This window comes from Virgibacillus siamensis (genome assembly GCF_039522605.1).
Classification (GTDB): domain Bacteria; phylum Bacillota; class Bacilli; order Bacillales; family Amphibacillaceae; genus Lentibacillus; species Lentibacillus siamensis.
Map to the genome: position 1 here is coordinate 106881 of NZ_BAAADS010000016.1, position 21993 is coordinate 128873.

A 21993-nucleotide genomic window follows, 5' to 3' on the forward strand; every position below is an offset into this window, starting at 1 on the left:
AAAAAGACCCAGCGCGTTTACTGGGTCTCCTTACCTTCCTGCTTCTTTAAAATACTTCTCGATTGCATCGGCGATTTTCTCCGATGCCCGGCCATCGCCATATGGATTCGACGCGGCGGCCATTCGTTCATGAGCATCATAATTCGACAGCAATTCATGTGCCATTTCAAAAATAGCATCTTCGTCGGTGCCGGCGAGTTTCAATGTGCCAGCGTCAATGCCTTCAGGTCGTTCCGTTGTATCACGCAGCACGAGCACGGGAACGCCGAGGGACGGGGCTTCCTCTTGTACGCCGCCGGAATCGGTCAAAATCAGATGTGATCTGGCGGCGAAATTATGGAAATCCACCACCCCAAGCGGTTCAATCAGCTGAATGCGCTCGTCATTACCAAGTATCTCGTTCGCAGTCTCCTGGACAACCGGATTCAAATGGACCGGATAAATCACCTGGATATCATCATGGGTTTCAACGAGCCGCTTTATCGCCCGAAACATGTGCTGCATGTTTTTGCCGAGATTTTCGCGGCGGTGGGCCGTCATAAGCACCAGCCGTTTACCATTGAGACCGTCCAGCACTGGGCTTGCGTACGCTTCATCGACTGTTGTTTTCAATGCATCAATTGCGGTGTTGCCCGTTACGAAAATACGGTCGGCTCGTTTATTTTCAGCGAGCAGATTTTGCCGCGATTTTTCCGTTGGCGCGAAATGAAGGTCCGCCATTACGCCAGTCAGCTGCCGGTTCATTTCTTCCGGATACGGTGAATATTTATCCCAGGTGCGGAGCCCCGCTTCCACATGCCCAACCGCAATCTGGTTATAGTAACCGGCGAGTGATGCGGCAAATGTTGTCGTTGTATCGCCGTGAACAAGCACAATGTCAGGCTGCGTTTTTTTCATAATCTCATCAAGCCCCTCCAATGCGCGGGTTGTAATCTGCGCAAGGGATTGCTCTTTCCGCATGATATTCAAATCAAAATCCGGTGTTATTCCGAAAATATCAAGCACCTGATCGAGCATTTCGCGATGCTGCGCGGTTACTGCCACAATTGGCTCAAACATTTCCGGCCGCTTTTTCAGTTCGAGAACAAGCGGAGCCATTTTTATTGCTTCGGGTCTCGTCCCGAACGTTGTCATCACTTTAATCCGTCCAGCCATCGTCAGTTCACTCCACTTTTATTTTGTGCCGAACAGGCGGTCACCCGCATCACCAAGCCCTGGTACGATGTAACCATGGTCGTCCAATTTATCATCGAGTGCAGCCAGATAAATGTCAACATCCGGATGCTCTTCTTTGATTACCTCAACGCCTTCTGGAGCCGCAACCAGACACATCAGGCGGATTTGTTTTGCTCCGCGTTTTTTTAAGGAGTGAATGGTGTCATTTGCTGACCCGCCTGTCGCAAGCATCGGATCAATAACAATCAGTTCACGCTCCTCGATGTCTTTCGGCAGCTTGATATAGTATTCAACCGGTTTAAGTGTTTCGGGATCACGGTACAACCCGACATGTCCGACACGTGCGGCAGGGATCAATTTCAGCATCCCGTCCACCATACCAAGTCCGGCACGCAGAATCGGGATCAGTCCGATTTTTTTACCGGCAAGCACTTTCGTCTGTGCTTCCATAACGGGGGTATTGATTGTTTTTTCCTGAAGCGGGAGATTACGTGTGATTTCGAATGCCATCAGCATTGCAACCTCGTCAACAAGTTCACGGAATTCCTTTGTTCCTGTATCTTTATCTCGTATGTACGTCAACTTATGTTGAATTAATGGATGATCCAGCACGTGCACTTTACCCATTTTCTGATCACTCCTTCATTATTTGTTGCATCTTTAAAATTGTACTGAAAAAAAGAGGTGCTTTCAAGTCAGAGTTAATGTTGCACTGAGTTTCATTTGAAATGAAATGCTGATAGAAGTGCTGTTTTCGCTGATAGAATCCCAAATGTTCCTGATTGAATCATAAAAGTTCCTGATAGATTTGCAAAAGTTGCTGATAAGAATCCGATTGTTGCTGATAGGAAGGAATAGAAACAGAATGAACTGATGCACCTGCAAATCCCACCGCTGCAGACAACAAAAGGATGCTCCCCGTCCAAGGGAACATCCTGATTTGTTAAGCATATAATGGAAACTTATCTGTCAGCGCTTTGACACGATTTGCTGCTTCACGCAAGGCTGCTTCATCTTCATGATTTTTCAGCGTGTGAGCAATAATCGATGCGATTTCCTTCATTTCCGCTTCACAAAAGCCGCGTGTCGTTACGGCTGCCGTGCCAATCCGGAGGCCGCTTGTCACAAACGGGCTTTCCTGGTCAAACGGAATCGTATTTTTGTTTGCTGTAATACCAATATCATCCAAGACTTTTTCGGCAACTTTTCCGGTCAAGTCAAGCGTTGTTACATCAACAAGCAGCAGGTGGTTATCCGTTCCGCCGGATACAACGCGCACACCTTCAGCGACCAATGCTTCGGCGAGCGTGCTGGCATTGACCACAATCTGTTTGCTGTATGCTTTAAAATCATCGGACAATGCTTCTTTAAATGATGCCGCTTTTGCCGCGATAACGTGCATCAATGGGCCGCCCTGCATACGAGGGAAAACAGCTTTGTCAATTTTTTTCGCGAATTCCTCTTTGCAAAGAATCATGCCGCCACGCGGGCCGCGCAGCGTTTTATGGGTTGTTGTCGTGACAAAGTGTGCGTGTGGCACAGGATTGTCGTGCAGGCCTGCTGCAACAAGACCGGCAATGTGTGCCATGTCAACCATCAGATATGCATCGACCGCATCAGCTATTTCGCGGAACCTGGCAAAATCAAGTTCGCGTGAATAGGCACTTGCACCCGCAACAATCATTTTTGGCTGCACTTCTTTGGCCTTTTCCAGAACAGCATCATAATCCAGTTTTTCAGACTCTTTCTCCACCCCGTAGTCCACAAAATTGTATAGCTTTCCGCTGAAGTTTACGGGACTGCCGTGGGTCAGGTGTCCACCATGATCCAGACTCATACCGAGCACCGTATCACCCGGCTCAAGTGCAGTAAAGTAAACGGCCATGTTCGCCTGTGCACCGGAATGCGGCTGCACATTGGCATGGTCTGCTCCGAAAAGTTCTTTGGCGCGATCACGGGCAAGGTTCTCAACAACATCAACATGTTCACACCCGCCATAATAGCGTTTGCCGGGGTAGCCCTCCGCGTATTTATTCGTCAGCACCGAGCCCATTGCTTCCATAACTGCTTCGGAAACAAAATTTTCAGAAGCAATTAATTCAATCTTTTCCTGCTGACGCTTTTTTTCATCCTGCATTGCATTGTACAGTTCCTGATCTGATTGTTTTACATGTTCCAACGTTATTCCCCCTTGTAGTGTGTACATTACTTAATTCATAGGTTCATAGACTGCACGCTTGCCGCCGATCAGTTTCGGTCTGGTGCGTGCGGCATTAACTCGTGCCTCGCCGATTGCCCGCTGCTTAAAACGGAGCGGAACGGCAACTTTTTTCAGATGCATGCCAATCATCGTTTCCCCGATATCAATGCCGCTGTCAGCCTGGATCGTTTCAACCACAACTGGCTGCTCCATATGATGGTACGCATAAGATGCCATTGATCCGCCCGCACCAGGCATTGGAACTGCCGAGACTTCCTCGAGATGCCGGTTTTGCATCGTTTCCTTTTCGACAACGAGCGCACGGTTTAAATGTTCACAGCATTGAAAAGCCAGTTTAACACCTGTTTGCTGCTGCATATCCCGCAGCACACTGAACATCACCGCTGCAGCTTCATCACTCCAGGATGTGCCGATATTGCTGCCGGTAACCTCACTTGTTGAGCAACCGATTACAAATAAGTCATCTTTTTTCACGTAACCGCTGTTTTGAAACTCTGTCAAAACAGCTTCGGTATCCTGCCTAACCTGCTGAATAAAATCGTTCATGCTGATCGCCTGCCTTTTAAACTGGCGGCAAATCCCCGCTCTTGATTATGGGGAGCAGCTGCCAGCTATCAATGATAAAAAGGTTCGCTTTATTGATCTTCATAAGCAGTAACTTTCCCTACCCGGTTGGCATGCCGGCCACCGTCGAAGTTTGTTTCCAGCCATGTTTTGGCGATTTCTGTTGCGAGACCCGGTCCAACCACACGTTCACCCATTGCGAGAACGTTGGAGTCATTGTGCTGACGGGTCAATTTTGCACTGTATACGTCATGGGTCAGTGCACAGCGGATGCCTTTTACTTTATTGGCAGAAATGGACATACCGATCCCTGTACCGCAAATGAATATTCCCCGGTCAAATTCACCTTTCGCCACGCGTTCAGCAGCAGGCAATGCATAGTCCGGATAGTCAACAGAAGTTTCACATGAGCAGCCGGTATCTTCATAGTCGATATTCATTTCCTCAAGCAGATTCCGCACTTCTTCACGCAATGCTGCCCCGGCATGATCTGATGTTAAAATGACTTTCATGGTTCGTACACTCCTCTCAATGTAGTTTCCAATCTATTTCCATTATGCACGAGTTTCGCTTAAATTTTAAGTATTTCCGTTTCATTCCGCTGAAACCATGTCCGGTTCGTTCACTTAATCCTCACTTGATTTTCTTTACTAGCAGTCCGATATATTTCTCCAGTTCGTCAAGCGTTTCCTGGTATGTTTCAAAACTCCCGCCAAACGGATCGGAAATATCATAATTAATAATATTCGCTTCCAGATATCGGATGTTTTTTATGTCATCTTCCAGTTCTTCGGCCAATTTCTTTTCAAGCTTTGGCTTGCTGATCTGATGCTGGTTTTCCTGAATGATACTGGATCGTTTTTCTTCCAATTCTGCATATGCCTTGGTCAATTCGTTCCAAACTTTTTTGTCAGTTTCGGAAACATATTCCTTTAATGTATAATATTTATCCTGGAAGTCAGGGTGCTGCATAATCAGCGATTGCTTGTGCTGTGTAGTCATCGTGATCACAAGGTCTGCCCAGTCCAGCAAACTATCCGTAACAGGCTGTGACCTGGCATCGATCGGAATGTTTTTCTGTTCCAGCGCCTTGATCGCTTTCGAATTCGGACGCTGGTCATTGACCGCGAAAATCCCCGCCGATTGTACACTGACATCCGGCATTTTATGTCGAATCAACGCCTCGGCCATCGGGCTTCGGCACGTATTTCCGGTACAGACGAACAAAATATTCATTCGAAACCCCCATTTTAAAACTTCCATAACACAAACTATACCACAGAAAAAAATACATGTCAGAGAAAATCGGCAATAAAAAAGATTTCCCGCTGAGCCGCAGAAAATCCATCAGTCATCAAAATAGCATATTCAACCCGAATCCGCACAAAATGCTGCCGCCTAAAATTTCACTGTATACGCCAAGCAGTCCGTGGACTTTTCGTCCCAAAATCAGGCCGGTCCATGTCAGAATCATACTTGCCGCCCCAAACAGCAATAGTGCAATGACTGCTTTAACCTGGGACATCCCCAGGCTGAGCCCGACTGAAAAACTGTCCAGACTCACACTGACTGCAAAGATAAACAACCCGGCTCCTACCGGCTGGACAAATCTCCTTGTTTCATGATTAAATGCTGAAAAAACTGTCTGCGCACCGATTCCCACAAGCAGCAAGCCGCCTGCAAGCACCGCGTATTGACCGATTTGCTGCGAAATTACTTGCCCTAATAGTATTCCAATAAATGGCATGATGATATGAAATAATCCAATAACGATGCCAATTACGGCAATGCGTTTCAGGCGAATTTCCCGCATCCCGAGCCCAAGACTGACAGAAAATGCATCCATCCCAAGCGCTATTGCCATGAATATGAGGGAAACCATTTCCCCAATCTGATAAGCCGTCATTCACATTCCTCCCCGGACATGCTACTACACTATATGCATGTCCAAAGGTGAATATGACAGAAGGAAACCGGGTTCGGCTGTTTATGATTGCTGCTATTCCTTCATATATTCCGAAGCGGCTTTTTCTAGGCGGTTCATCACGGCCTGGCCGATATTTTCAGTCGGAAATGTTTCACAAAGAATCAGATCTGTATCCCCATTTTTAAATTCACGCAATACATCGTATAAATTAGCGGCTATTTCCTGCATATTGCCGCCGAGTGATATCATCTGATCGGCCTGCAATTTTTCTGCGGTTTGATTGCTCGCCATCACACCGACTTGCTTGTGTTCTTTCTGTGCCCTGTTGATAACTGCTTGAATCTTTTCAGGGGATCCCTCCACAAGCCACATTGGAACTTCCGGTGCATAATGGGTATATTTCATGCCGGGCGCTTTCGGTTTGTCAGGTGAACCTGCAAGTGCCGGATCAACCATGACGGCGCCGGTAACCTGTTCAATCTGTTCTTTCGTAATACCGCCCGGCCGTAAAATAACGGGAAGATCCTGTGTACAATCCACAACCGTCGACTCCACACCTACTCCGGTCGGACCGCCATCCACAAGCCCGTCAATTTTTCCATGCAAATCCGCCCAGACATGATTCGCGGTGGTCGGGCTCGGCTTTCCGGAAATATTGGCACTTGGCGCGGCGATTGGAATTCCACACGTTTTCAATAGTTTATGTGCGACCGGATGATCCGGAATTCGAACTCCGATTGTGGATAACCCGGCTGTTACATTCGTTGCACAAATTCCGTTTGACGGCAGAATCATTGTCAGCGGCCCTGGTGTAAATGCATCTATCAGCGTTTCCGCAAGCGGCGGCAAATCGGTTACCAATTCGCGCAGCTGGTCTTTTGTTGCCACATGAGCAATCAACGGGTTATCCTCAGGCCGCCCTTTTGCCTGAAAAATTCCGGAAACCGCTTGTTGACTAGTGGCATCCGCTCCCAGACCATAGACCGTTTCAGTCGGAAATGCCACCGTTTTTCCTTGTTTCAACAGGGCAGCCGCCTCTTTGATTGCTCCATCATCTGTATTTATATTCCAACGTTTTGTTTCTCGCATGCTCGTACCTCGCTAACTCTATTTAACTTATTGTGTAAATTTATTCTAGTCCAACGATGTTTTTTTGGCAAAATAAATAGTCTGCAGACACTTATCCACAGACTATCCACAAAACACGTATTAATATAATTGCTATGTTCATAAGTCGTTAAATTTATGCACAGATTCCACACATATTATCCACAGTTTTTGTGCATAACTCACGAAACGTTGTATGTCCACCAATTTCCTTTTTCAATCGGGTACTTATCCACCCATTCACTCCCTGCCTGTGGATGAAATTGCAATGCTTCCAGTAAGATATCCACCATTGGCTGATGACTGTGGACATATACTTTCTGCGCCTGCTTTTCTTTTGCCAGGGTTAAAATAGCTTCAAGCAGTACAGGCAGCTTGGACGCAGCATCTTTCGTGATGTACAGCTGTTTGAGCCAATAGATCCCGTCTTCCACAGCATCCAATACAAAACACCCTTCAATTTGACCATCCACATCCACGGCATACCCTTTATCCACAAGTAAGTCGCCGTCCACATTCTCATTTTTGTCCAAAAAACGTGTTAATTCTTTTTTCGGTGCCTTATCTGCTGGTACAAGTTTCATCCTCATCACCTCTTAAGATAATATTGTATTTCTATCATCTTATGCGGAAACTTCCAAACCTATAACCAATCAAACCACTCAAACAGAAAAAACTTCACTTCTACAGGCTCTTCCTCTTCTTCCAACTCTTTCTTTTCTTTATCCGACTCGGGTGCTGCCTTGGCCACACTCGTTCCATTTGAAAAATCCAGAAAACAGAGCGGTGGAAACAATACACACCACCAGTTGGCGCCTTTGCCTTCACCAAGTGTAATCAGTACCGCTTCATATTTACCGGCCGGATACATATACGAACCGTAAAGTTTAGCCGGAAAGGATATGTTTTTGCCGTATTTAACATCATATTCGGACTGCTTATTTTCCCGTTTCAGTACATCACCGACGATTTGCTTTATTTCAGGAATCCGTTTCTCAATCATCTTTCTTGCTTCATTGATATCTGTAATATCCTTAACCCATTTCGAAATAACTTCACTGACCTCATCCCGCACCATTCGTTTCAGCGCCTGGTCAGCCGCGCCGTCACTGTTTGCCAAAATCCGGAGTCGAATCGCTTCATCCGGAATGACCTTCACATCCAGTTCCGAACTGTTCTCTTCACTGATGCCTTTAATTGGCATGGAAAATACGATAATAAAAATAATAATAGCGCCAATAATAAATTTCTTCACCGTCAAAAACCCCTCTCCAACTGATTTATCAACAGTATGGACAGGGGTTGATAGATTTAAACTACGAATCTAGTATATTTTTTATGTGTTCGATAAATGGCGCCCAAGCATGGATTTAATTACCATGTGCAGGTTACGATGCGGTCTTTTTGGTTGATGTCTTTAATGATTTCAGTCGTGCCTGTTGGAAGATTACTGGTTAACAGATTGCTGACAGGGAGCCCCTGTTCCGCGCCGATTTCGAAAAAAATCTGCCCATGTTGCTTCATTACATGCGGCAAGTCATGGATGATTTTTTTATAGGCTGCCAGTCCGTTATCATCCGCAAATAAGGCGAGGTCCGGATCAAAGTTTTTTACCGTATCCGTGAGCGCAGCCTTTTCTGCTTCGGCAATGTATGGTGGATTGGACACGATGATATCAGCATGGATATTTTGTTCGATAACTGGTTTGAGAAAATCACCTTGTAAAAAATGGACTTCAGCATCAAGTGCGGCTGCGTTTTGTTTGGCCACTTGAAGTGCCTCTTCGGAAATGTCCGTTGCATATACAGTAGCTTGATCCAGCTCCAGGGCAAGCGTAATGGCGATAATTCCGCTCCCCGTACCAACATCGACAATCGTGAGCGGCTCATTGGCGGGAGTCGATCGGATTACCTGCTGGACCAGCTCCTCGGTTTCCGGCCGTGGTATTAGCGTATGCCGGTTCACCTGAAATTTTCTCCCGTAAAATGCTTCGCTTCCCATGATATGCTGGATCGGTATCCCAGTTTTTGCATGTTTGATGATTGCCTGTTGGAACGGTTCTTCCACTTCCCGCGGTACGGGCTCCCGCATATCCATGAAAAACCTCGACCTTGAGACACCGCGGTAATGCTGCAGGAGCAGTTCCGCCACTTTAGGTTCACGATGATGTTTTTTTAAAAAAAGAGAGGCCCGGCTTAGTACATCGTATTGCTTCGATCCGTTGGTCATGTTACTCACCAATTTGTTCTAATTTTTTCGTTTGCTGCTCAATTAACAGGGCCTCAACGAATTCCTCAATTTTTCCTTCCATAATCTGATCGAGTTTATGAATGGTCAGGTTCATGCGATGATCTGTCACCCGGTTTTGCGGAAAATTGTACGTACGAATCCGCTCAGACCGATCACCCGTTCCAACAGCGGACTTGCGGTTCTCGTCATACTCCGCCTGGGCTTCCTGCTGAAACTTATCGTAAATACGTGCGCGCAGCACTTTCATCGCTTTTTCCTTATTTTTAATCTGTGATTTTTCATCCTGACAGGACACCACAATACCAGTTGGTTCATGGGTCAGACGGACAGCAGACATCGTTGTGTTTACACTCTGGCCTCCGGGACCGCTTGATGCGAACGTATCTACACGAATATCATTTTCATGAATATCAACTTCCACTTCCTCCGCTTCCGGCAACACCGCAACCGTGGCAGTCGATGTGTGGATCCGCCCGCCGGATTCCGTTTCCGGCACACGCTGCACACGATGCGCACCATTTTCAAACTTCAGCTCAGAATACGCACCAGTCCCGTTAATCATGAAAATTATCTCTTTGTAACCGCCGACACCGGTTGAGCTCGCTTCAATAACTTCCGTTCTCCAGCCTTTGTTCTCAGCAAATTTGGAGTACATCCGGTAAAGGTCACCGGCGAACAGTGCCGCCTCATCGCCACCGGCCGCCCCGCGGATTTCCATGATAACGTTTTTGTCATCATTCGGATCCTTGGGAATCAGAAGAACTTTCAACTTTTCCTCCAGCTCTTCCTGGCGCCGACCAAGATCAGAAATCTCTTCCTTCGTCATCTCATACATTTCATCATCCAAATCTTCATCAAGCATCTCCCGGGCATCTTTTAATTGCTGTGTTACATCTTTATACTCCCCATATGCCTGAACAACATCCTCCAGATCAGACTGTTCCTTGGAATACTCACGCAATTTATCCGTATCACTGATCACATCCGGGTCACTAAGCAGTTCATTTAATTTATAGTATCGATCTTCCAATGATTGTAAACGTTCTAACAAAACCGTCACCTCTTTTTCGATTAACAGTCTAATTATAGTATACTCGGGGGGAGTGGTCAAAGTTATGTCATGACTGTCGATTGAATCTACGTTTATCAGTCAGTTTAGCATATTTATCAGCCACTTTCATGGTTTTATCAGTCACTTTGGTATGTTTATCAGCCACTTTTATAAATTTATCGGTCACTTCATTGTTTTTATCAGTATTTCACCTTCAGCCCGTATTTTCGATTCCGATTTGCGCCATATGATACGTACTCTTTTTGCAATAATTTCTTTACTATATCCGCTGAATCCAACTTCAAAAACACTCTAGCTTCAGCATTGGTGATTTCATCGTTAACCAAAAGCAAATAATCGTTCAATGCTGCAAGATGTGCATTTTTGGAGACGTGATAGCAAGTCGGGCAATGCCACTTCCCGTACCCCCTTTTCATCGGCGCCGCACCGCACGCTTGGCAAAATACCCCACAGATCAGTTCGCCCGGCTTGATACCGAACTTATCCAGAACATCTACTTTTTTTGGAGTGTGCTCCTCAATCAGCCGCTCCGATATTTTCGCAATGGTATCCATATCCAGCACGGGAGGCAGGTTCTGCTGCAGCAATTCGTTTATTTTAAAAAATACTTGATTGGCGTGGATGACTTCTTTCGGGACAGGGTTCTCTGGATATAACGGTTTGATAATGGTTTTCGGTGAGCTGAAAACGACAAAATAGTGGAGCGGGATATGCGGGAGATTCATTTTGTTCAGTAGTAAGCGCAAGCGGTGCATCTGCAGTTTAACCTGAGGGATCGGATTCAGCATACCCGTATCCACCCCATGATCATCACGGCGGATCACCTGTTTGTCCCCATCAAAAAATATCGTTCCATACCAGTTTTTGACCTCAACTGCCAGAAACTGCATGCCATACATCATTAGATTATCTATTTCGAAATGACTGTCTGTACAGGATATGCGGGGATTTCGGTGATGATAATGATCATCAGTGGGTAAAAATCGAAGCATGAACTGAACATCATTTTCACCTTTCAATCCTGTCTTTTCTTTGATCAGCTCATCCTTTATTTTATTTTTCAATGGATGCCTTGCTGGAAGGCGCCGATAAAGGGTTTCCAATTTTGACAAATAATCCGAGCGTTCGTGCTGTATAAGCGGCATAGCATTACAACCCTTCCATAGTTATGGTATGCCATTATTATACAACAACCACGAACACTTGAGATATTTGCTAAAATTTAATTTTACCCCCGAAATTCAACTCAGATACCAAATTAAGCTGCTATAGAAAATCAATTTTCAACCGACTTTTTTACGTTAAATTAACTTTTTCCACAAATTAAGGTTTAATAAAAGAGCACCCATCCAGGCGCTCTTCCTTCAGCGTTGTGCACTTTTTAATCCGGCAGTTAGTGCTACACTACTGGGTTTGTTTGGGACTTCATGGTGATGACGGCATCTTGGTTCATAGGATTCGGATGCGCCGACCATGATGACCGGGTCATCGTAGGATGCGGGTTTGCCGTTAATCAGACGCTGGGTGCGGCTGGCGGGAGATCCGCAGACAGGGCAAATGGCATTCAGTTTGGTGACGGATTCGGCAAGTGCCATCAGTTTTGGCATCGGACCGAATGGCTCACCGCGGAAATCCGTATCAAGTCCGGCAATGATGACGCGGATGCCTTCATTGGCCAGCTCATCGGCCACGGCAACAATATTCTCATCAAAAAATTGCGCCTCATCGATTCCGATCACATCGACGTTTGAATCGCCTTCAATGTCCGCCAGAATATGATCCGAATTTTTGACCGGACGCGCGATGGTTGAATTGCCATTATGTGATACAACGGAATCATCGGCATACCTGTCGTCGATTGCAGGTTTGTACACACGGATGGACAAATGACCGAATGTTGCCCGGCGCACTCTCCGAATCAGTTCTTCGGATTTTCCGGAAAACATACTTCCGCAAATCACTTCAACCCAGCCGCTTTGTTTCATAACATACATAAGTGGATCTCCCTTCAGCGTGTTATCCTATGTACTGCATCAGTGTATCGGCGATATTCGACTAAACGCTAATACTTTAAGCATAAGGGCTTCTAAGAAAGCAAAAGACGCTTTCATAAGAATCCCTTTATCGAATACCAAGTTTTTAATAGTATAACACTTTTTTCGACAAATTTTCACTTAAAATTGAAAGTAAAAAAACAGGCAACGATTTAGACACTTTGCCTGTTTTTTTCATATACATTTTCAGCCGGGCAGCCGCCTCAGCCTTTTATTAATCCAGCTTCGACTCCCATGTGCTCGCGTCATAAGCAATTGACTCTTCAGACACCACAATTCAGGCGTCTTTCGGTCCTTTGCTTATGCTGTCGCACATAAACGGTCGGCTCCACCTTTTATAATCCAGCTTCGACTCCTAGTAAGCTGCCATCATAAGCAATTGACACTTCAAGCGCGAAAAACCACGCGCTTTTCAGTCCCTTGCTTATGTGTCCGCTTCTGACCAGTCGTCTCCACCTTTTTATCTTATTTCATATTATATTTTTTCTTGAATCGGTCTACACGTCCGCCAACTTTATCGGCTTTTTGCTTACCAGTGTAGAACGGGTGTGAATCTGAACTGATTTCAACACGAATCAGCGGGTATGAGTTACCGTCTTCCCACTCGATTGTTTCCTCTGAATTTTGTGTTGAGCCACTCAGGAATTTAAAATCAGAGCTCGTGTCCAAAAACACAACTTTTCTGTATTCCGGATGAATATCCTTTTTCATGTCTTCCACTCCTTTTTGCCCTGTATCCCATGGAAACAGAGTTATTGTAAGAGCCGTCACAGGTAAAATACCTTATCTAAACTCACATAAAAAGATTATAACAGTCCGCTGATTCAATTGCAATAGCTAATTAAAGCGGGCTATTTTTTTACACCTTTGCGGGTCATTTCCTCATCCATCTGCTGAAAAAATTCGTCGTTGTTCTTGGATGAGCGCAATCGCTTCAGGAAGCGGTCCAGGAAGTTATGTGAATCCTGCATCGTTTTGCGGATGGCCCAGATTTTATCAAGATGACTTTTTGAAATAAGCAGTTCTTCTTTTCTTGTACCAGATTTCAGAATGTCGATTGACGGGAATATTCGACGTTCTGCGAGGCTGCGGTCAAGGTGCAGCTCCATGTTGCCGGTTCCTTTGAATTCCTCATAAATAACGTCATCCATGCGTGAGCCTGTGTCAACCAGCGCAGTTGCCAAAATGGTAAAGCTGCCGCCTTCTTCGATATTCCGGGCTGCCCCGAAGAAACGTTTCGGCCGATGGAATGCCGCTGGATCGATACCACCCGACAGTGTACGTCCGCTCGGCGGGATTACCAGGTTGTACGCGCGTGCCAAACGGGTGATGCTGTCCATCAGCACGATTACATCACGTTTGTGCTCAACAAGACGCATTGCCCGTTCCAAGACAAGTTCGGAAACTTTGATGTGGCTCTCCGGAACTTCGTCAAATGTCGAACTGACCACATCGACATCCGGTGAAACCGATCGTTCAATATCGGTAACTTCCTCTGGCCGCTCGTCCACCAGCAGAATAATCAATTTTGCATCCGGATGATTGGCGGAGATGCTGTTGGCAATTTCCTTCAGCAATACCGTTTTCCCTGCTTTTGGCGGCGCAACAATCAGTCCGCGCTGTCCAAAACCAACTGGTGTCATCAGATCAATAATTCGTGTAGACAGTCTTTTTGTTTCTTTTTCCAGCTTCATGAAGCGATCCGGATAAAGTGCCGTCAATGCCGGAAAATGTACTCGTTCTTTCGCTGTTTCCGGATCCTCGCCGTTGACTGCATCCACGTGGAGCAAGCCATAATAGCGTTCATTCTCTTTCGGAGGGCGGACTTTACCGGAAACTTTATCGCCATTACGCAAATCAAAACGCCTGATTTGTGAAGCGGAAATATAAATATCCTCTGCACTCGGGGAGTAGTTAATCGGACGGAGGAATCCAAAGCCTTCTGACGGAATAATTTCCAAAATACCATCCATAAATAAGTATCCGTCTTTTTCCGCCTGTGCTTTTAAAATAGCAAAAATCAGTTCACGTTTTGTCAGTTTTGCATAATAGGACACCTTGTATTCACGCGCTAACGCATATACTTCTTTTAATGTCAGTGTCTCTAAATGAGATATTGTTAATGCTGTCATTCAATTCACCACGCCTATTCATTTTTACAATTTTGATTGTTGATAAAGATATGTTTTCGATTCATTTTAATTTCCTGTTGATGGTCAGTTTATATGAAATGAAGAATTACTGGGAGCTAGAATAGAAGTTTGTACACATTATAACTATATTATCCAAACTAAACTAGTATTAAACATCTACCATAATACCCTTTAACCTTGTAAGTTTCAATACCAATATTTAAAAAAACGGCCTCACCCTTGATATGTTGCCGGTTTTCATCAAAAATATCTTTTAAAAATAATAGAGAGGGAAGCCTGAATTCCCGGCTTCCCTGCAGCTGTTTATGATTTTATAACATAGTTTGGTTTTTTCTCCAGACTGTGTTTTCCATCGATGAAACGGACTGTTCCGCTTTTTGCTCGCATAACGACTGTTTCAGTTGTTGCTTTTTCCCCTTTGAACTGAACACCCTGCAGCAACTCGCCGTCGGTTACACCGGTGGCTGCGAAAATGGCATCATCACCGCCGCATAAGTCTTCCATGTAGAGAACTTTGTCAGCATCCACAATACCCATTTTAGTACAGCGCTCACGTTCCGCTTCATCTTTTGGAAGCAGTTTTCCCTGGATTTCACCGCCAAGACATTTCAATGCAACAGCACTGAGTACGCCTTCCGGGGCACCGCCAATTCCCAACAGGAGATCCACCCCTGTATCATCAAAAGCCGTGTTCATTGCAGCTGCCACATCCCCGTCCGAAATTAGCTTGATACGGGCGCCAGCTTCCCGGATTTCTTCGATTAATTCTTTATGACGCGGCCGATCCAGTACGATGACAACCAGATCTTCAACCGCTTTATTCTTCGCCTCTGCAACAGCTTGCAAGTTATCGGCCGTGGAAGCGTTAATATCAACTTTGCCTACTGCTTCCGGTCCTACTGCAATTTTTTTCATGTACATGTCTGGTGCATGCAGCAGCTTTTTATGATCAGCAATCGCGATCACTGCCAGTGCATTCCATGTACCCTGGGCAACGATGTTTGTTCCTTCGAGCGGGTCTACCGCAACATCTACACTAGGACCAGTTCCAGTACCAAGTTCCTCGCCTATGTACAGCATTGGCGCCTCGTCCTTTTCACCTTCCCCGATAACAACCCGCCCGTTCATCGGGATGGTATCAAATACGTCACGCATAGCAGAAGTTGCAGCATCGTCGGCCTCTTCCTTCTTACCCCGTCCCATCCAGCGTGCGGATTTCAGGGCCGCTGCCTCGGTAACGCGTACGATTTCCATTGTTAAACTTCTCTCCATATTAAATCTCTCCTTTTATGAAAAATATCCTCATCCCACGAAGATATTTTCAACATCCGATTAAAGGATGAAAAAGCTTTTCAGCTCGGAATTATAAAATTTAAGGTGAATTCAGCCGCTGCGGAAATATACCTTTATCCCAAGCATTTTTCTCTATTACCATGGCAAAGGCCGTTGTGTCCGAGTCATGTTTCGCACTTAATTATCTGCAAGCCTGGTTAAAAACGTCAAAATCCAACTAACGTGATTTTTCGCCAAAAGCACATCTCCCTCTTACTGCTGTTGTTACTTCCAGAAACACGCAACAGTTGGGGTTGGAGTTCGCACGATTAGATCAGAATTCGCACGTTTTGGCGGTGAGTTTGCACGTTTCAGCCGGAGTTCACACGTTTTGGCGATGAGTTCGCACGTTTATTCCAGAGTTCGCACGTTTTGGCGGCAACTTCGCACGTTTATTCCGGAGTTCGCACGTTTTGGCGGTGAGTTCGCACGTTTATGCCGAAGTTCGCACGTTTCACCAGACTGTTAGGAGTTTTGAAACTGACGTATTTCTTCTTCGGACATTTCCTCACGCCAGACATTTGCTCCGAGGGTAAGTAATTTATCTGATATTTTTTCGTACCCGCGGTCAATATGTTCAAGGCCTGTTATCTCTGTTACGCCATTAGCCATCAATCCGGCAATAATAAGTGATGCTCCTGCGCGCAGGTCGCTGGCTTTCACTTTTGCTCCCTGCAGCTGAACGGGGCCGGATACAATGGCTGAGCCACCTTCAACTTTTATTATAGCATTCATTCGGCGTAATTCATCAATATGTTTTAATCTTGCCGAATAAATAGTATCTGTAATGACACCAGTATTGACTGCTTTCGTTAAAAGCGTTGTGAACGGCTGCTGCAGATCGGTTGGAAATCCCGGGTAAACCAATGTTTTGATATCAACACTTTTGAGAGGATTCTTTGGTGAAATCAGTAATTGCTCATCACCTTCCTCAATGCTGACACCCATTTCACGCAGTTTGGCAAGCACAGACTCCAAATGCTGCGGGATCACGTTATCGATTATAACTTCATCCCCTTGTGCTGCTGCAGCGATTGCATATGTGCCCGCCTCAATTCTGTCCGGAATGATTGTATGCCGGCAGCCATTGAGCGAGGATACCCCTTCAATCCGGATGACATCCGTACCGACACCTTTGATTTTCGCACCCATATTCGTTAACAGGGTGGCAACGTCAATAATTTCCGGTTCTTTGGCAGCATTTTCAATAACTGTTTTACCTTTCGCTTTAACAGCAGCAAGCATGATATTAATCGTCGCACCAACACTGACCACATCAAGGTAAATTCTGGCACCTTTCAGCTCGTTGGCACGAAGGTAAATAGCCCCTTGCTCATTGGTCACTTCCGCTCCAAGCGCCTCAAATCCTTTAATGTGCTGGTCGATTGGACGCGGACCGAGATGACAGCCGCCTGGCAGTCCGATGACCGCCTGCTTGAATTTACCCAGCATCGCACCCATAAAATAATAGGATGCCCGAAGTTTTTTGACTTTCCCATTTGGCAATGGCATCGACACCATGTGTTCCGGATCAATGTAAACCGTTTGTCCGTCCCAGCTGACTTTGCCGCCGATTTCCTCGAGCAAACCGCCAAGTGTATAGATATCCGATATCTCCGGGAGACCTTCAATGGCTACCTCTGAATCGGCTAAAAGTGCAGCTGGCAACAACGCAACTGCACTGTTTTTGGCACCATTAATCCGCACTTTTCCATTTAACAAATGACCGCCTTCAACTAACATCTTTTGCACTTTGGAGCACCCCACTTTGTTTGTTACAGGACTTACTGATGCAGGCTGACATTAAACTGCCACTCATTTTCATCCATATTCAACCATAGTTTGCACAAATTTTCCATTTTCATGTATTTATTTTTGCTTATTCCAATCAGAAAGGAATTTTTCGATGCCCTGGTCTGTTAATGGATGTTTGACGAGCTGTCCCAGTACCTTGTATGGGATTGTTGCAATATGTGCTCCATTTGCTGCTGCATCGATAACATGCAGTGGATGTCTGATTGAAGCAGCAATAATTTCAGTTTCGATGCCGTGACGATCGAATATTTGCGAAATCGTTGCAATTAAGTCCATTCCGTCATGCCCGATATCATCGAGTCTGCCAAGGAATGGTGATACGTATGATGCACCTGCCCGTGCTGCAAGCAGTGCCTGGTTTGCATTGAAAACCAATGTAACGTTTGTCTTGATATTCAAATCACTGAATGCTTTAACTGCTTTTAAGCCTTCCAGTGTCATCGGAACTTTGACCGTAATATTTGGTGCAATCGCGGCAAGCTCCTTGCCTTCCTTAATCATACCTTCTGCATCTTCGGCAATTACTTCAGCACTGACGGAACCGTCCACTTCACTGGTGATTTCCTTTAATCGGTCATGGAAAGAAACACCTTCCTTTGCCACCAGGCTCGGGTTAGTCGTTACGCCGGCAAGAATTCCAAGGTCATTTGCAGAACGTACCTCATCAATATTCGCTGTATCGATAAAAAATTTCATGATTATTTACCCCACTTTCCTGCATTATTAATGCTTATGACTCTTTTCCGCTCAAATGAACCGGATGCGGATATTTCAACTGCATTTATCCGATTTCAATTCGACAATAATACTGTAAAAGCACAATTATTCGACGGCTTTTTTCGTCAATATGACAATGATTCCATGATTATGAAAGCCATGCAACCCGCCTATCCAAAAATACCAAAGTCATTTTGTCTATAATTTTGCTACAATATTAGAATACCAACTACTGACGGAAGTGGCAAGAGCAAATGCCCAAGTGCTAATTCCTCACAAAAAAACAACCGGTGATGCAATCATCGGCTGTTTTGATTCGTCATTATCCAAGCAAACTTTTGGTATAATCACAAACCTCCTGAACATTAAACGGTTTTGCCAGAACTTTTTTCACCGGACTTAACTGTTCGGCTTCCGTGCTGATATCTTCCGGAAGTCCACTCATAATAATTGCCGGCGTTGAAATATCACCGTCTTTCATCTCCCTCAGCACTTCAATGCCGTCAACTACAGGCAATTTATAATCCAGCATAATTAAATCGAATTTTTTACTGAACAGCCTATCAAGCGCTTCTTTTCCAGTTGTCACAGTCGTTACATGATAGCCTTCATTTGTAAAAACCTCCTGCAAGAGCAGGCGGATACCAGGCTGATCATCGACGACCAGAATCTCTCTTGTCATAATGTATAACCATCCCCATCCCCGTATCGCAATTGTGTAATTTTTTCCCCTAATATCGATTTTTGCACATTATAACTAATTCAACGTAAATTGAAAATATCCTTCCGCGTCAGCACTTTTCATCAAGAAATAAGTAATTTGTAGCGGACGCATACAGAAGACCTACACAATGAAGAGGTTAAACTCACAGTGTGTAGGTCCTGCATACTATTTATCGTTCCGCTGTTTGTGTGCCGCTCCGATAAACCCTTCGAACAATGCTTGCGGATTTGTCGGACGTGACTTGAACTCCGGATGGAATTGACAAGCTACAAACCACGGATGATCCGAAATTTCGATTGTCTCAATCAATCTGCCATCCGGACTTGTCCCGGAAAAGACAAACCCGTTATCTGCCATTTGCTCGCGGTATTCATTGTTAAATTCATAACGGTGACGATGCCGTTCATAAACAAGATCGTCATTTTGGTAGGCGGCTTTCGTTTTCGTACCGTCAACCAGCTTGCATGGATAGATACCAAGTCTTAATGTGCCGCCCATATCGGAAATATTTTTCTGCTCCGGAAGCAGGTCAATGATCGGATATGGTGTCTGCGGATTTATTTCAGCCGAATGCGCCTCGTCCAATCCGAGTACATTTCGGGCAAATTCCACTGTTGCCAGCTGCATCCCCAGACAGATGCCGAAGTATGGAACCTTATTTTCACGGGCGTAACGGATTGCTTCAATTTTTCCTTCAATTCCACGATTGCCGAATCCACCTGGAACAAGAACGCCATCCACATTTTTCAATTCCTGTTTGATGTGCTCTTTGTCCAGTTTCTCAGCATTAATCCATTTCACTTCCACATTGGAATCATAGGAATAGCCAGCGTGTTTCAGCGACTCAACAACCGAAAGATACGCATCCGGAAGTTCCACATATTTTCCGACAAGGCCGATTGTAATGGTTTTTGAAAGGCCACGTACTTTATTGACCAGTTTCATCCATTCATCCATATCTGCCGGGCCGCACTCCAGGCCAAAGTGGTTACAGGTAAGCTGATCGAGCTGCTGCTCCTGCAAAGATACCGGAATCTGGTACAATGTGTCCGCATCAATCATTTCAATTACTGCCTGTTCATCGATATCACAGAAAAGCGCAATTTTCTCTTTCATTTCCGTGCTGATCGGAAGTTCGGTTCGCAGTACAATCGCATCCGGCTGAATCCCCAGCGAGCGCAACTCTTTCACACTGTGCTGAGTCGGTTTTGTCTTCATTTCACCTGCCGCCTTAATGTATGGAACAAGTGTGCAATGGATGTACATGACATGGTCTCTGCCGATGTCGCTTTTAATCTGCCGGATTGCTTCCAGAAATGGCAATGATTCAATGTCACCGACTGTACCGCCGATTTCGGTAATGACAACATCAGCCTTCGTTTCCTGTCCGGCACGGAAAACCTGTTCCTTGATCTCATTGGTAATATGCGGAATAACCTGCACCGTACCACCGAGGTAATCACCACGGCGCTCTTTTTTAATGACACTGGAATACACTTTTCCCGTTGTAATGTTACTGTATTTGTTCAGGTTAATATCGGTAAACCGTTCATAATGTCCCAGGTCAAGGTCTGTCTCCGCACCGTCCTCAGTTACAAAAACTTCACCGTGCTGGTACGGACTCATCGTTCCCGGGTCGACATTAATGTATGGGTCAAATTTCTGGATGGTAATTTTTAATCCGCGATTCTTCAATAACCGTCCCAATGAAGCAGCAGTTATCCCTTTTCCCAACGAAGAAACAACGCCCCCGGTTACAAATATATATTTCGTCATCATACATCCCTCTTCTTTCTATTGTTAATATGTTCGTTTGTGTGAAAAATAAATCATGAAAAGCTTTATTGCCGTTTTTATCTTTTGTATGAGCTGTGACACCGCTCCGGAAATACACTTCGCTTTCACTTTCGAGCATAAGTGCGACATCTGCTCAAGCAAGCTTTCGCAGTGTCTTCTTTACCGGGGGCGGCTGCTGAGCCTCTTCGTGCTCGTCGTGTTGCAAGTAATTTCGGAGAAGCACCACTCCTCGCAGAAAAGATCGCTGACGCACTACGAGTCTCACCTAGGCCTCAGCTACCCCAGGAGTCTCCGTGTATTTCCTCCGCTGTGATTCACGGATAAAAAAAGAACCAAAAAACAAAAAAAGCGCTCCCCTCTTTTGGTAAGGGGAAACGCTTTGTATCTTTTAAATTAAAGAGCCCAATAAAAATTGTACGCATACGCTATGAAAAAGTCAAGCAGGGTTTTTATTTCTTTTCGTCTTCTTGATCCTCTTCTTCGTCATCATATTCTTCGTCTTCGTCGTGTTCCTCATCGTCGTAATCATAATCGTCACGTTCATCATCGAAGCCGCCGTCAAGGTGGTCTTCTTCATCGTCAGCTGCTTCATCTTCAAACTTATCCGTCAGCACCTCGAGGTCATTCTCGGGAACATCCGGCTCCGGTTCCGGTTCTTTCTTTTTAGCTGCCTGTTTCTTTTTTGTTGCTTTCTTTTTCGTCGTACTTTTCTTTTTCTTCTTTGGTGCCCCGCCTTCCTCATCAATCTGTTCGACAGGGTACCAGCGTTTCAGACCCCAGATACCGGAGCCTGTTGTTATCAACCGGCCATCAACCGTCAGATCTGTATAAAACTGGGAAAGGTATCCCGCTTTTTGTTCTTCGGTAAACCCTTTCATTTCAGCAACCTGATCATATAACTCGCTGTAATGAACAGCTTTCTGTTTACCTGATAAAATATGATGCGCCAAATCAACCATTGGCATTCTTTGCATTTCCTCGCGGCTGTAATCGTTCAAACCCATGCTACCGCACTCCCTTTTTACATGTATTTAGGTGATGCTGTCTGTTCATCAAATCATTATGTCCATTTTATAAATGCATA

22 protein-coding genes are annotated in these 21993 nt (G+C 45.2%); all 22 read right to left on the bottom strand.

The window, feature by feature from the left end:
* Nucleotides 1-30: 30 nt before the first annotated feature.
* Entirely contained in the window at nt 31-1155 is a 1125-nt protein-coding gene (wecB, locus tag ABD010_RS11715; protein ID WP_343813215.1) for a non-hydrolyzing UDP-N-acetylglucosamine 2-epimerase, read from the bottom strand.
* An 18-nt stretch (nt 1156-1173) separates the two neighbouring features.
* Nucleotides 1174-1803: a uracil phosphoribosyltransferase gene (upp, locus tag ABD010_RS11720; RefSeq protein WP_343813217.1), complete on the bottom strand. Its 630-nt coding sequence runs from the start codon at nt 1801-1803 to the stop codon at nt 1174-1176.
* Nucleotides 1804-2119: 316 nt separating this feature from the next.
* Nucleotides 2120-3355, bottom strand: coding sequence for a serine hydroxymethyltransferase (locus ABD010_RS11725; protein WP_343813219.1), 1236 nt, complete (start codon nt 3353-3355; stop codon nt 2120-2122).
* Between the two features lie 30 nt (nt 3356-3385).
* Nucleotides 3386-3931, bottom strand: a complete 546-nt coding sequence (locus tag ABD010_RS11730) for a TIGR01440 family protein (RefSeq protein ID WP_343813395.1) — start codon at nt 3929-3931, stop codon at nt 3386-3388.
* 101 nt (nt 3932-4032) lie between these two features.
* Nucleotides 4033-4473, bottom strand: a complete 441-nt coding sequence (rpiB, locus tag ABD010_RS11735; protein ID WP_343813221.1) for a ribose 5-phosphate isomerase B — start codon at nt 4471-4473, stop codon at nt 4033-4035.
* Nucleotides 4474-4594: 121 nt separating this feature from the next.
* Nucleotides 4595-5197 (bottom strand): low molecular weight protein arginine phosphatase, encoded by a 603-nt coding sequence (locus tag ABD010_RS11740; RefSeq protein WP_343813223.1) that lies wholly within the window; start codon nt 5195-5197, stop codon nt 4595-4597.
* Nucleotides 5198-5315: 118 nt separating this feature from the next.
* Nucleotides 5316-5867: a manganese efflux pump MntP gene (locus ABD010_RS11745; protein WP_343813225.1), complete on the bottom strand. Its 552-nt coding sequence runs from the start codon at nt 5865-5867 to the stop codon at nt 5316-5318.
* A 93-nt stretch (nt 5868-5960) separates the two neighbouring features.
* Nucleotides 5961-6977, bottom strand: a complete 1017-nt coding sequence (locus ABD010_RS11750) for an L-threonylcarbamoyladenylate synthase (protein ID WP_343813228.1) — start codon at nt 6975-6977, stop codon at nt 5961-5963.
* A 200-nt stretch (nt 6978-7177) separates the two neighbouring features.
* The gene (locus ABD010_RS11755; protein WP_343813230.1) at nt 7178-7579 is read right to left on the bottom strand and encodes a GNAT family N-acetyltransferase; all 402 of its coding nucleotides are present in this window, start codon (nt 7577-7579) and stop codon (nt 7178-7180) included.
* A gap of 59 nt (nt 7580-7638) precedes the next feature.
* Nucleotides 7639-8250 (bottom strand): stage II sporulation protein R, encoded by a 612-nt coding sequence (gene spoIIR, locus ABD010_RS11760; RefSeq protein WP_343813232.1) that lies wholly within the window; start codon nt 8248-8250, stop codon nt 7639-7641.
* 119 nt (nt 8251-8369) lie between these two features.
* The gene (prmC, locus tag ABD010_RS11765; protein ID WP_343813234.1) at nt 8370-9224 is read right to left on the bottom strand and encodes a peptide chain release factor N(5)-glutamine methyltransferase; all 855 of its coding nucleotides are present in this window, start codon (nt 9222-9224) and stop codon (nt 8370-8372) included.
* A gap of 1 nt (nt 9225) precedes the next feature.
* The gene (prfA, locus tag ABD010_RS11770) at nt 9226-10296 is read right to left on the bottom strand and encodes a peptide chain release factor 1 (RefSeq protein ID WP_343813236.1); all 1071 of its coding nucleotides are present in this window, start codon (nt 10294-10296) and stop codon (nt 9226-9228) included.
* Between the two features lie 200 nt (nt 10297-10496).
* The gene (locus ABD010_RS11775; RefSeq protein ID WP_343813238.1) at nt 10497-11381 is read right to left on the bottom strand and encodes a nuclease-related domain-containing protein; all 885 of its coding nucleotides are present in this window, start codon (nt 11379-11381) and stop codon (nt 10497-10499) included.
* 300 nt (nt 11382-11681) lie between these two features.
* Nucleotides 11682-12311, bottom strand: a complete 630-nt coding sequence (locus ABD010_RS11780; protein ID WP_343813240.1) for a thymidine kinase — start codon at nt 12309-12311, stop codon at nt 11682-11684.
* 525 nt (nt 12312-12836) lie between these two features.
* Nucleotides 12837-13082 (bottom strand): type B 50S ribosomal protein L31, encoded by a 246-nt coding sequence (locus ABD010_RS11785; protein ID WP_343813242.1) that lies wholly within the window; start codon nt 13080-13082, stop codon nt 12837-12839.
* Nucleotides 13083-13222: 140 nt separating this feature from the next.
* On the bottom strand, nt 13223-14503 hold the full coding sequence (gene rho, locus ABD010_RS11790) for a transcription termination factor Rho (RefSeq protein WP_343813244.1): 1281 nt from the start codon (nt 14501-14503) through the stop codon (nt 13223-13225).
* A 324-nt stretch (nt 14504-14827) separates the two neighbouring features.
* Nucleotides 14828-15796, bottom strand: coding sequence for a class II fructose-bisphosphatase (gene glpX, locus ABD010_RS11795; RefSeq protein WP_343813246.1), 969 nt, complete (start codon nt 15794-15796; stop codon nt 14828-14830).
* Between the two features lie 525 nt (nt 15797-16321).
* Nucleotides 16322-17608 carry a UDP-N-acetylglucosamine 1-carboxyvinyltransferase gene (locus ABD010_RS11800; RefSeq protein ID WP_343813248.1) on the bottom strand — a complete coding sequence of 429 codons (1287 nt, stop codon included), beginning with the start codon at nt 17606-17608 and terminating at the stop codon, nt 16322-16324.
* A 117-nt stretch (nt 17609-17725) separates the two neighbouring features.
* Entirely contained in the window at nt 17726-18367 is a 642-nt protein-coding gene (gene fsa / locus ABD010_RS11805) for a fructose-6-phosphate aldolase (protein WP_343813250.1), read from the bottom strand.
* Between the two features lie 343 nt (nt 18368-18710).
* Nucleotides 18711-19070 (bottom strand): response regulator, encoded by a 360-nt coding sequence (locus ABD010_RS11810; protein WP_343813252.1) that lies wholly within the window; start codon nt 19068-19070, stop codon nt 18711-18713.
* Between the two features lie 207 nt (nt 19071-19277).
* A complete protein-coding gene (gene pyrG / locus ABD010_RS11815) occupies nt 19278-20888 on the bottom strand; it encodes a CTP synthase (protein ID WP_343813397.1) in 1611 nt (536 codons plus the stop codon).
* A gap of 470 nt (nt 20889-21358) precedes the next feature.
* Nucleotides 21359-21913 (bottom strand): DNA-directed RNA polymerase subunit delta, encoded by a 555-nt coding sequence (gene rpoE, locus ABD010_RS11820; protein ID WP_343813254.1) that lies wholly within the window; start codon nt 21911-21913, stop codon nt 21359-21361.
* Nucleotides 21914-21993 lie beyond the last annotated feature (80 nt).

Excerpts from the sequence above, each read along its gene's own strand:
- wecB (WP_343813215.1), bottom strand. The coding sequence starts at position 1,155 with ATGGCTGGACGGATTAAAGTGATGACAACGTTCGGGACGAGACCCGAA.
- upp (WP_343813217.1), bottom strand. The coding sequence starts at position 1,803 with ATGGGTAAAGTGCACGTGCTGGATCATCCATTAATTCAACATAAGTTG.
- rpiB (WP_343813221.1), bottom strand. The coding sequence starts at position 4,473 with ATGAAAGTCATTTTAACATCAGATCATGCCGGGGCAGCATTGCGTGAA.
- ABD010_RS11740 (WP_343813223.1), bottom strand. The coding sequence starts at position 5,197 with ATGAATATTTTGTTCGTCTGTACCGGAAATACGTGCCGAAGCCCGATG.
- ABD010_RS11745 (WP_343813225.1), bottom strand. The coding sequence starts at position 5,867 with ATGACGGCTTATCAGATTGGGGAAATGGTTTCCCTCATATTCATGGCA.
- ABD010_RS11750 (WP_343813228.1), bottom strand. The coding sequence starts at position 6,977 with ATGCGAGAAACAAAACGTTGGAATATAAATACAGATGATGGAGCAATC.
- ABD010_RS11755 (WP_343813230.1), bottom strand. The coding sequence starts at position 7,579 with ATGAAACTTGTACCAGCAGATAAGGCACCGAAAAAAGAATTAACACGT.
- prmC (WP_343813234.1), bottom strand. The coding sequence starts at position 9,224 with ATGACCAACGGATCGAAGCAATACGATGTACTAAGCCGGGCCTCTCTT.
- ABD010_RS11780 (WP_343813240.1), bottom strand. The coding sequence starts at position 12,311 with ATGTATGTTATGAAACAAAGCGGCTGGGTTGAAGTGATTTGCGGAAGT.
- ABD010_RS11785 (WP_343813242.1), bottom strand. The coding sequence starts at position 13,082 with ATGAAAAAGGATATTCATCCGGAATACAGAAAAGTTGTGTTTTTGGAC.
- rho (WP_343813244.1), bottom strand. The coding sequence starts at position 14,503 with ATGACAGCATTAACAATATCTCATTTAGAGACACTGACATTAAAAGAA.
- glpX (WP_343813246.1), bottom strand. The coding sequence starts at position 15,796 with ATGGAGAGAAGTTTAACAATGGAAATCGTACGCGTTACCGAGGCAGCG.
- fsa (WP_343813250.1), bottom strand. The coding sequence starts at position 18,367 with ATGAAATTTTTTATCGATACAGCGAATATTGATGAGGTACGTTCTGCA.
- ABD010_RS11810 (WP_343813252.1), bottom strand. The coding sequence starts at position 19,070 with ATGACAAGAGAGATTCTGGTCGTCGATGATCAGCCTGGTATCCGCCTG.
- pyrG (WP_343813397.1), bottom strand. The coding sequence starts at position 20,888 with ATGACGAAATATATATTTGTAACCGGGGGCGTTGTTTCTTCGTTGGGA.
- rpoE (WP_343813254.1), bottom strand. The coding sequence starts at position 21,913 with ATGGGTTTGAACGATTACAGCCGCGAGGAAATGCAAAGAATGCCAATG.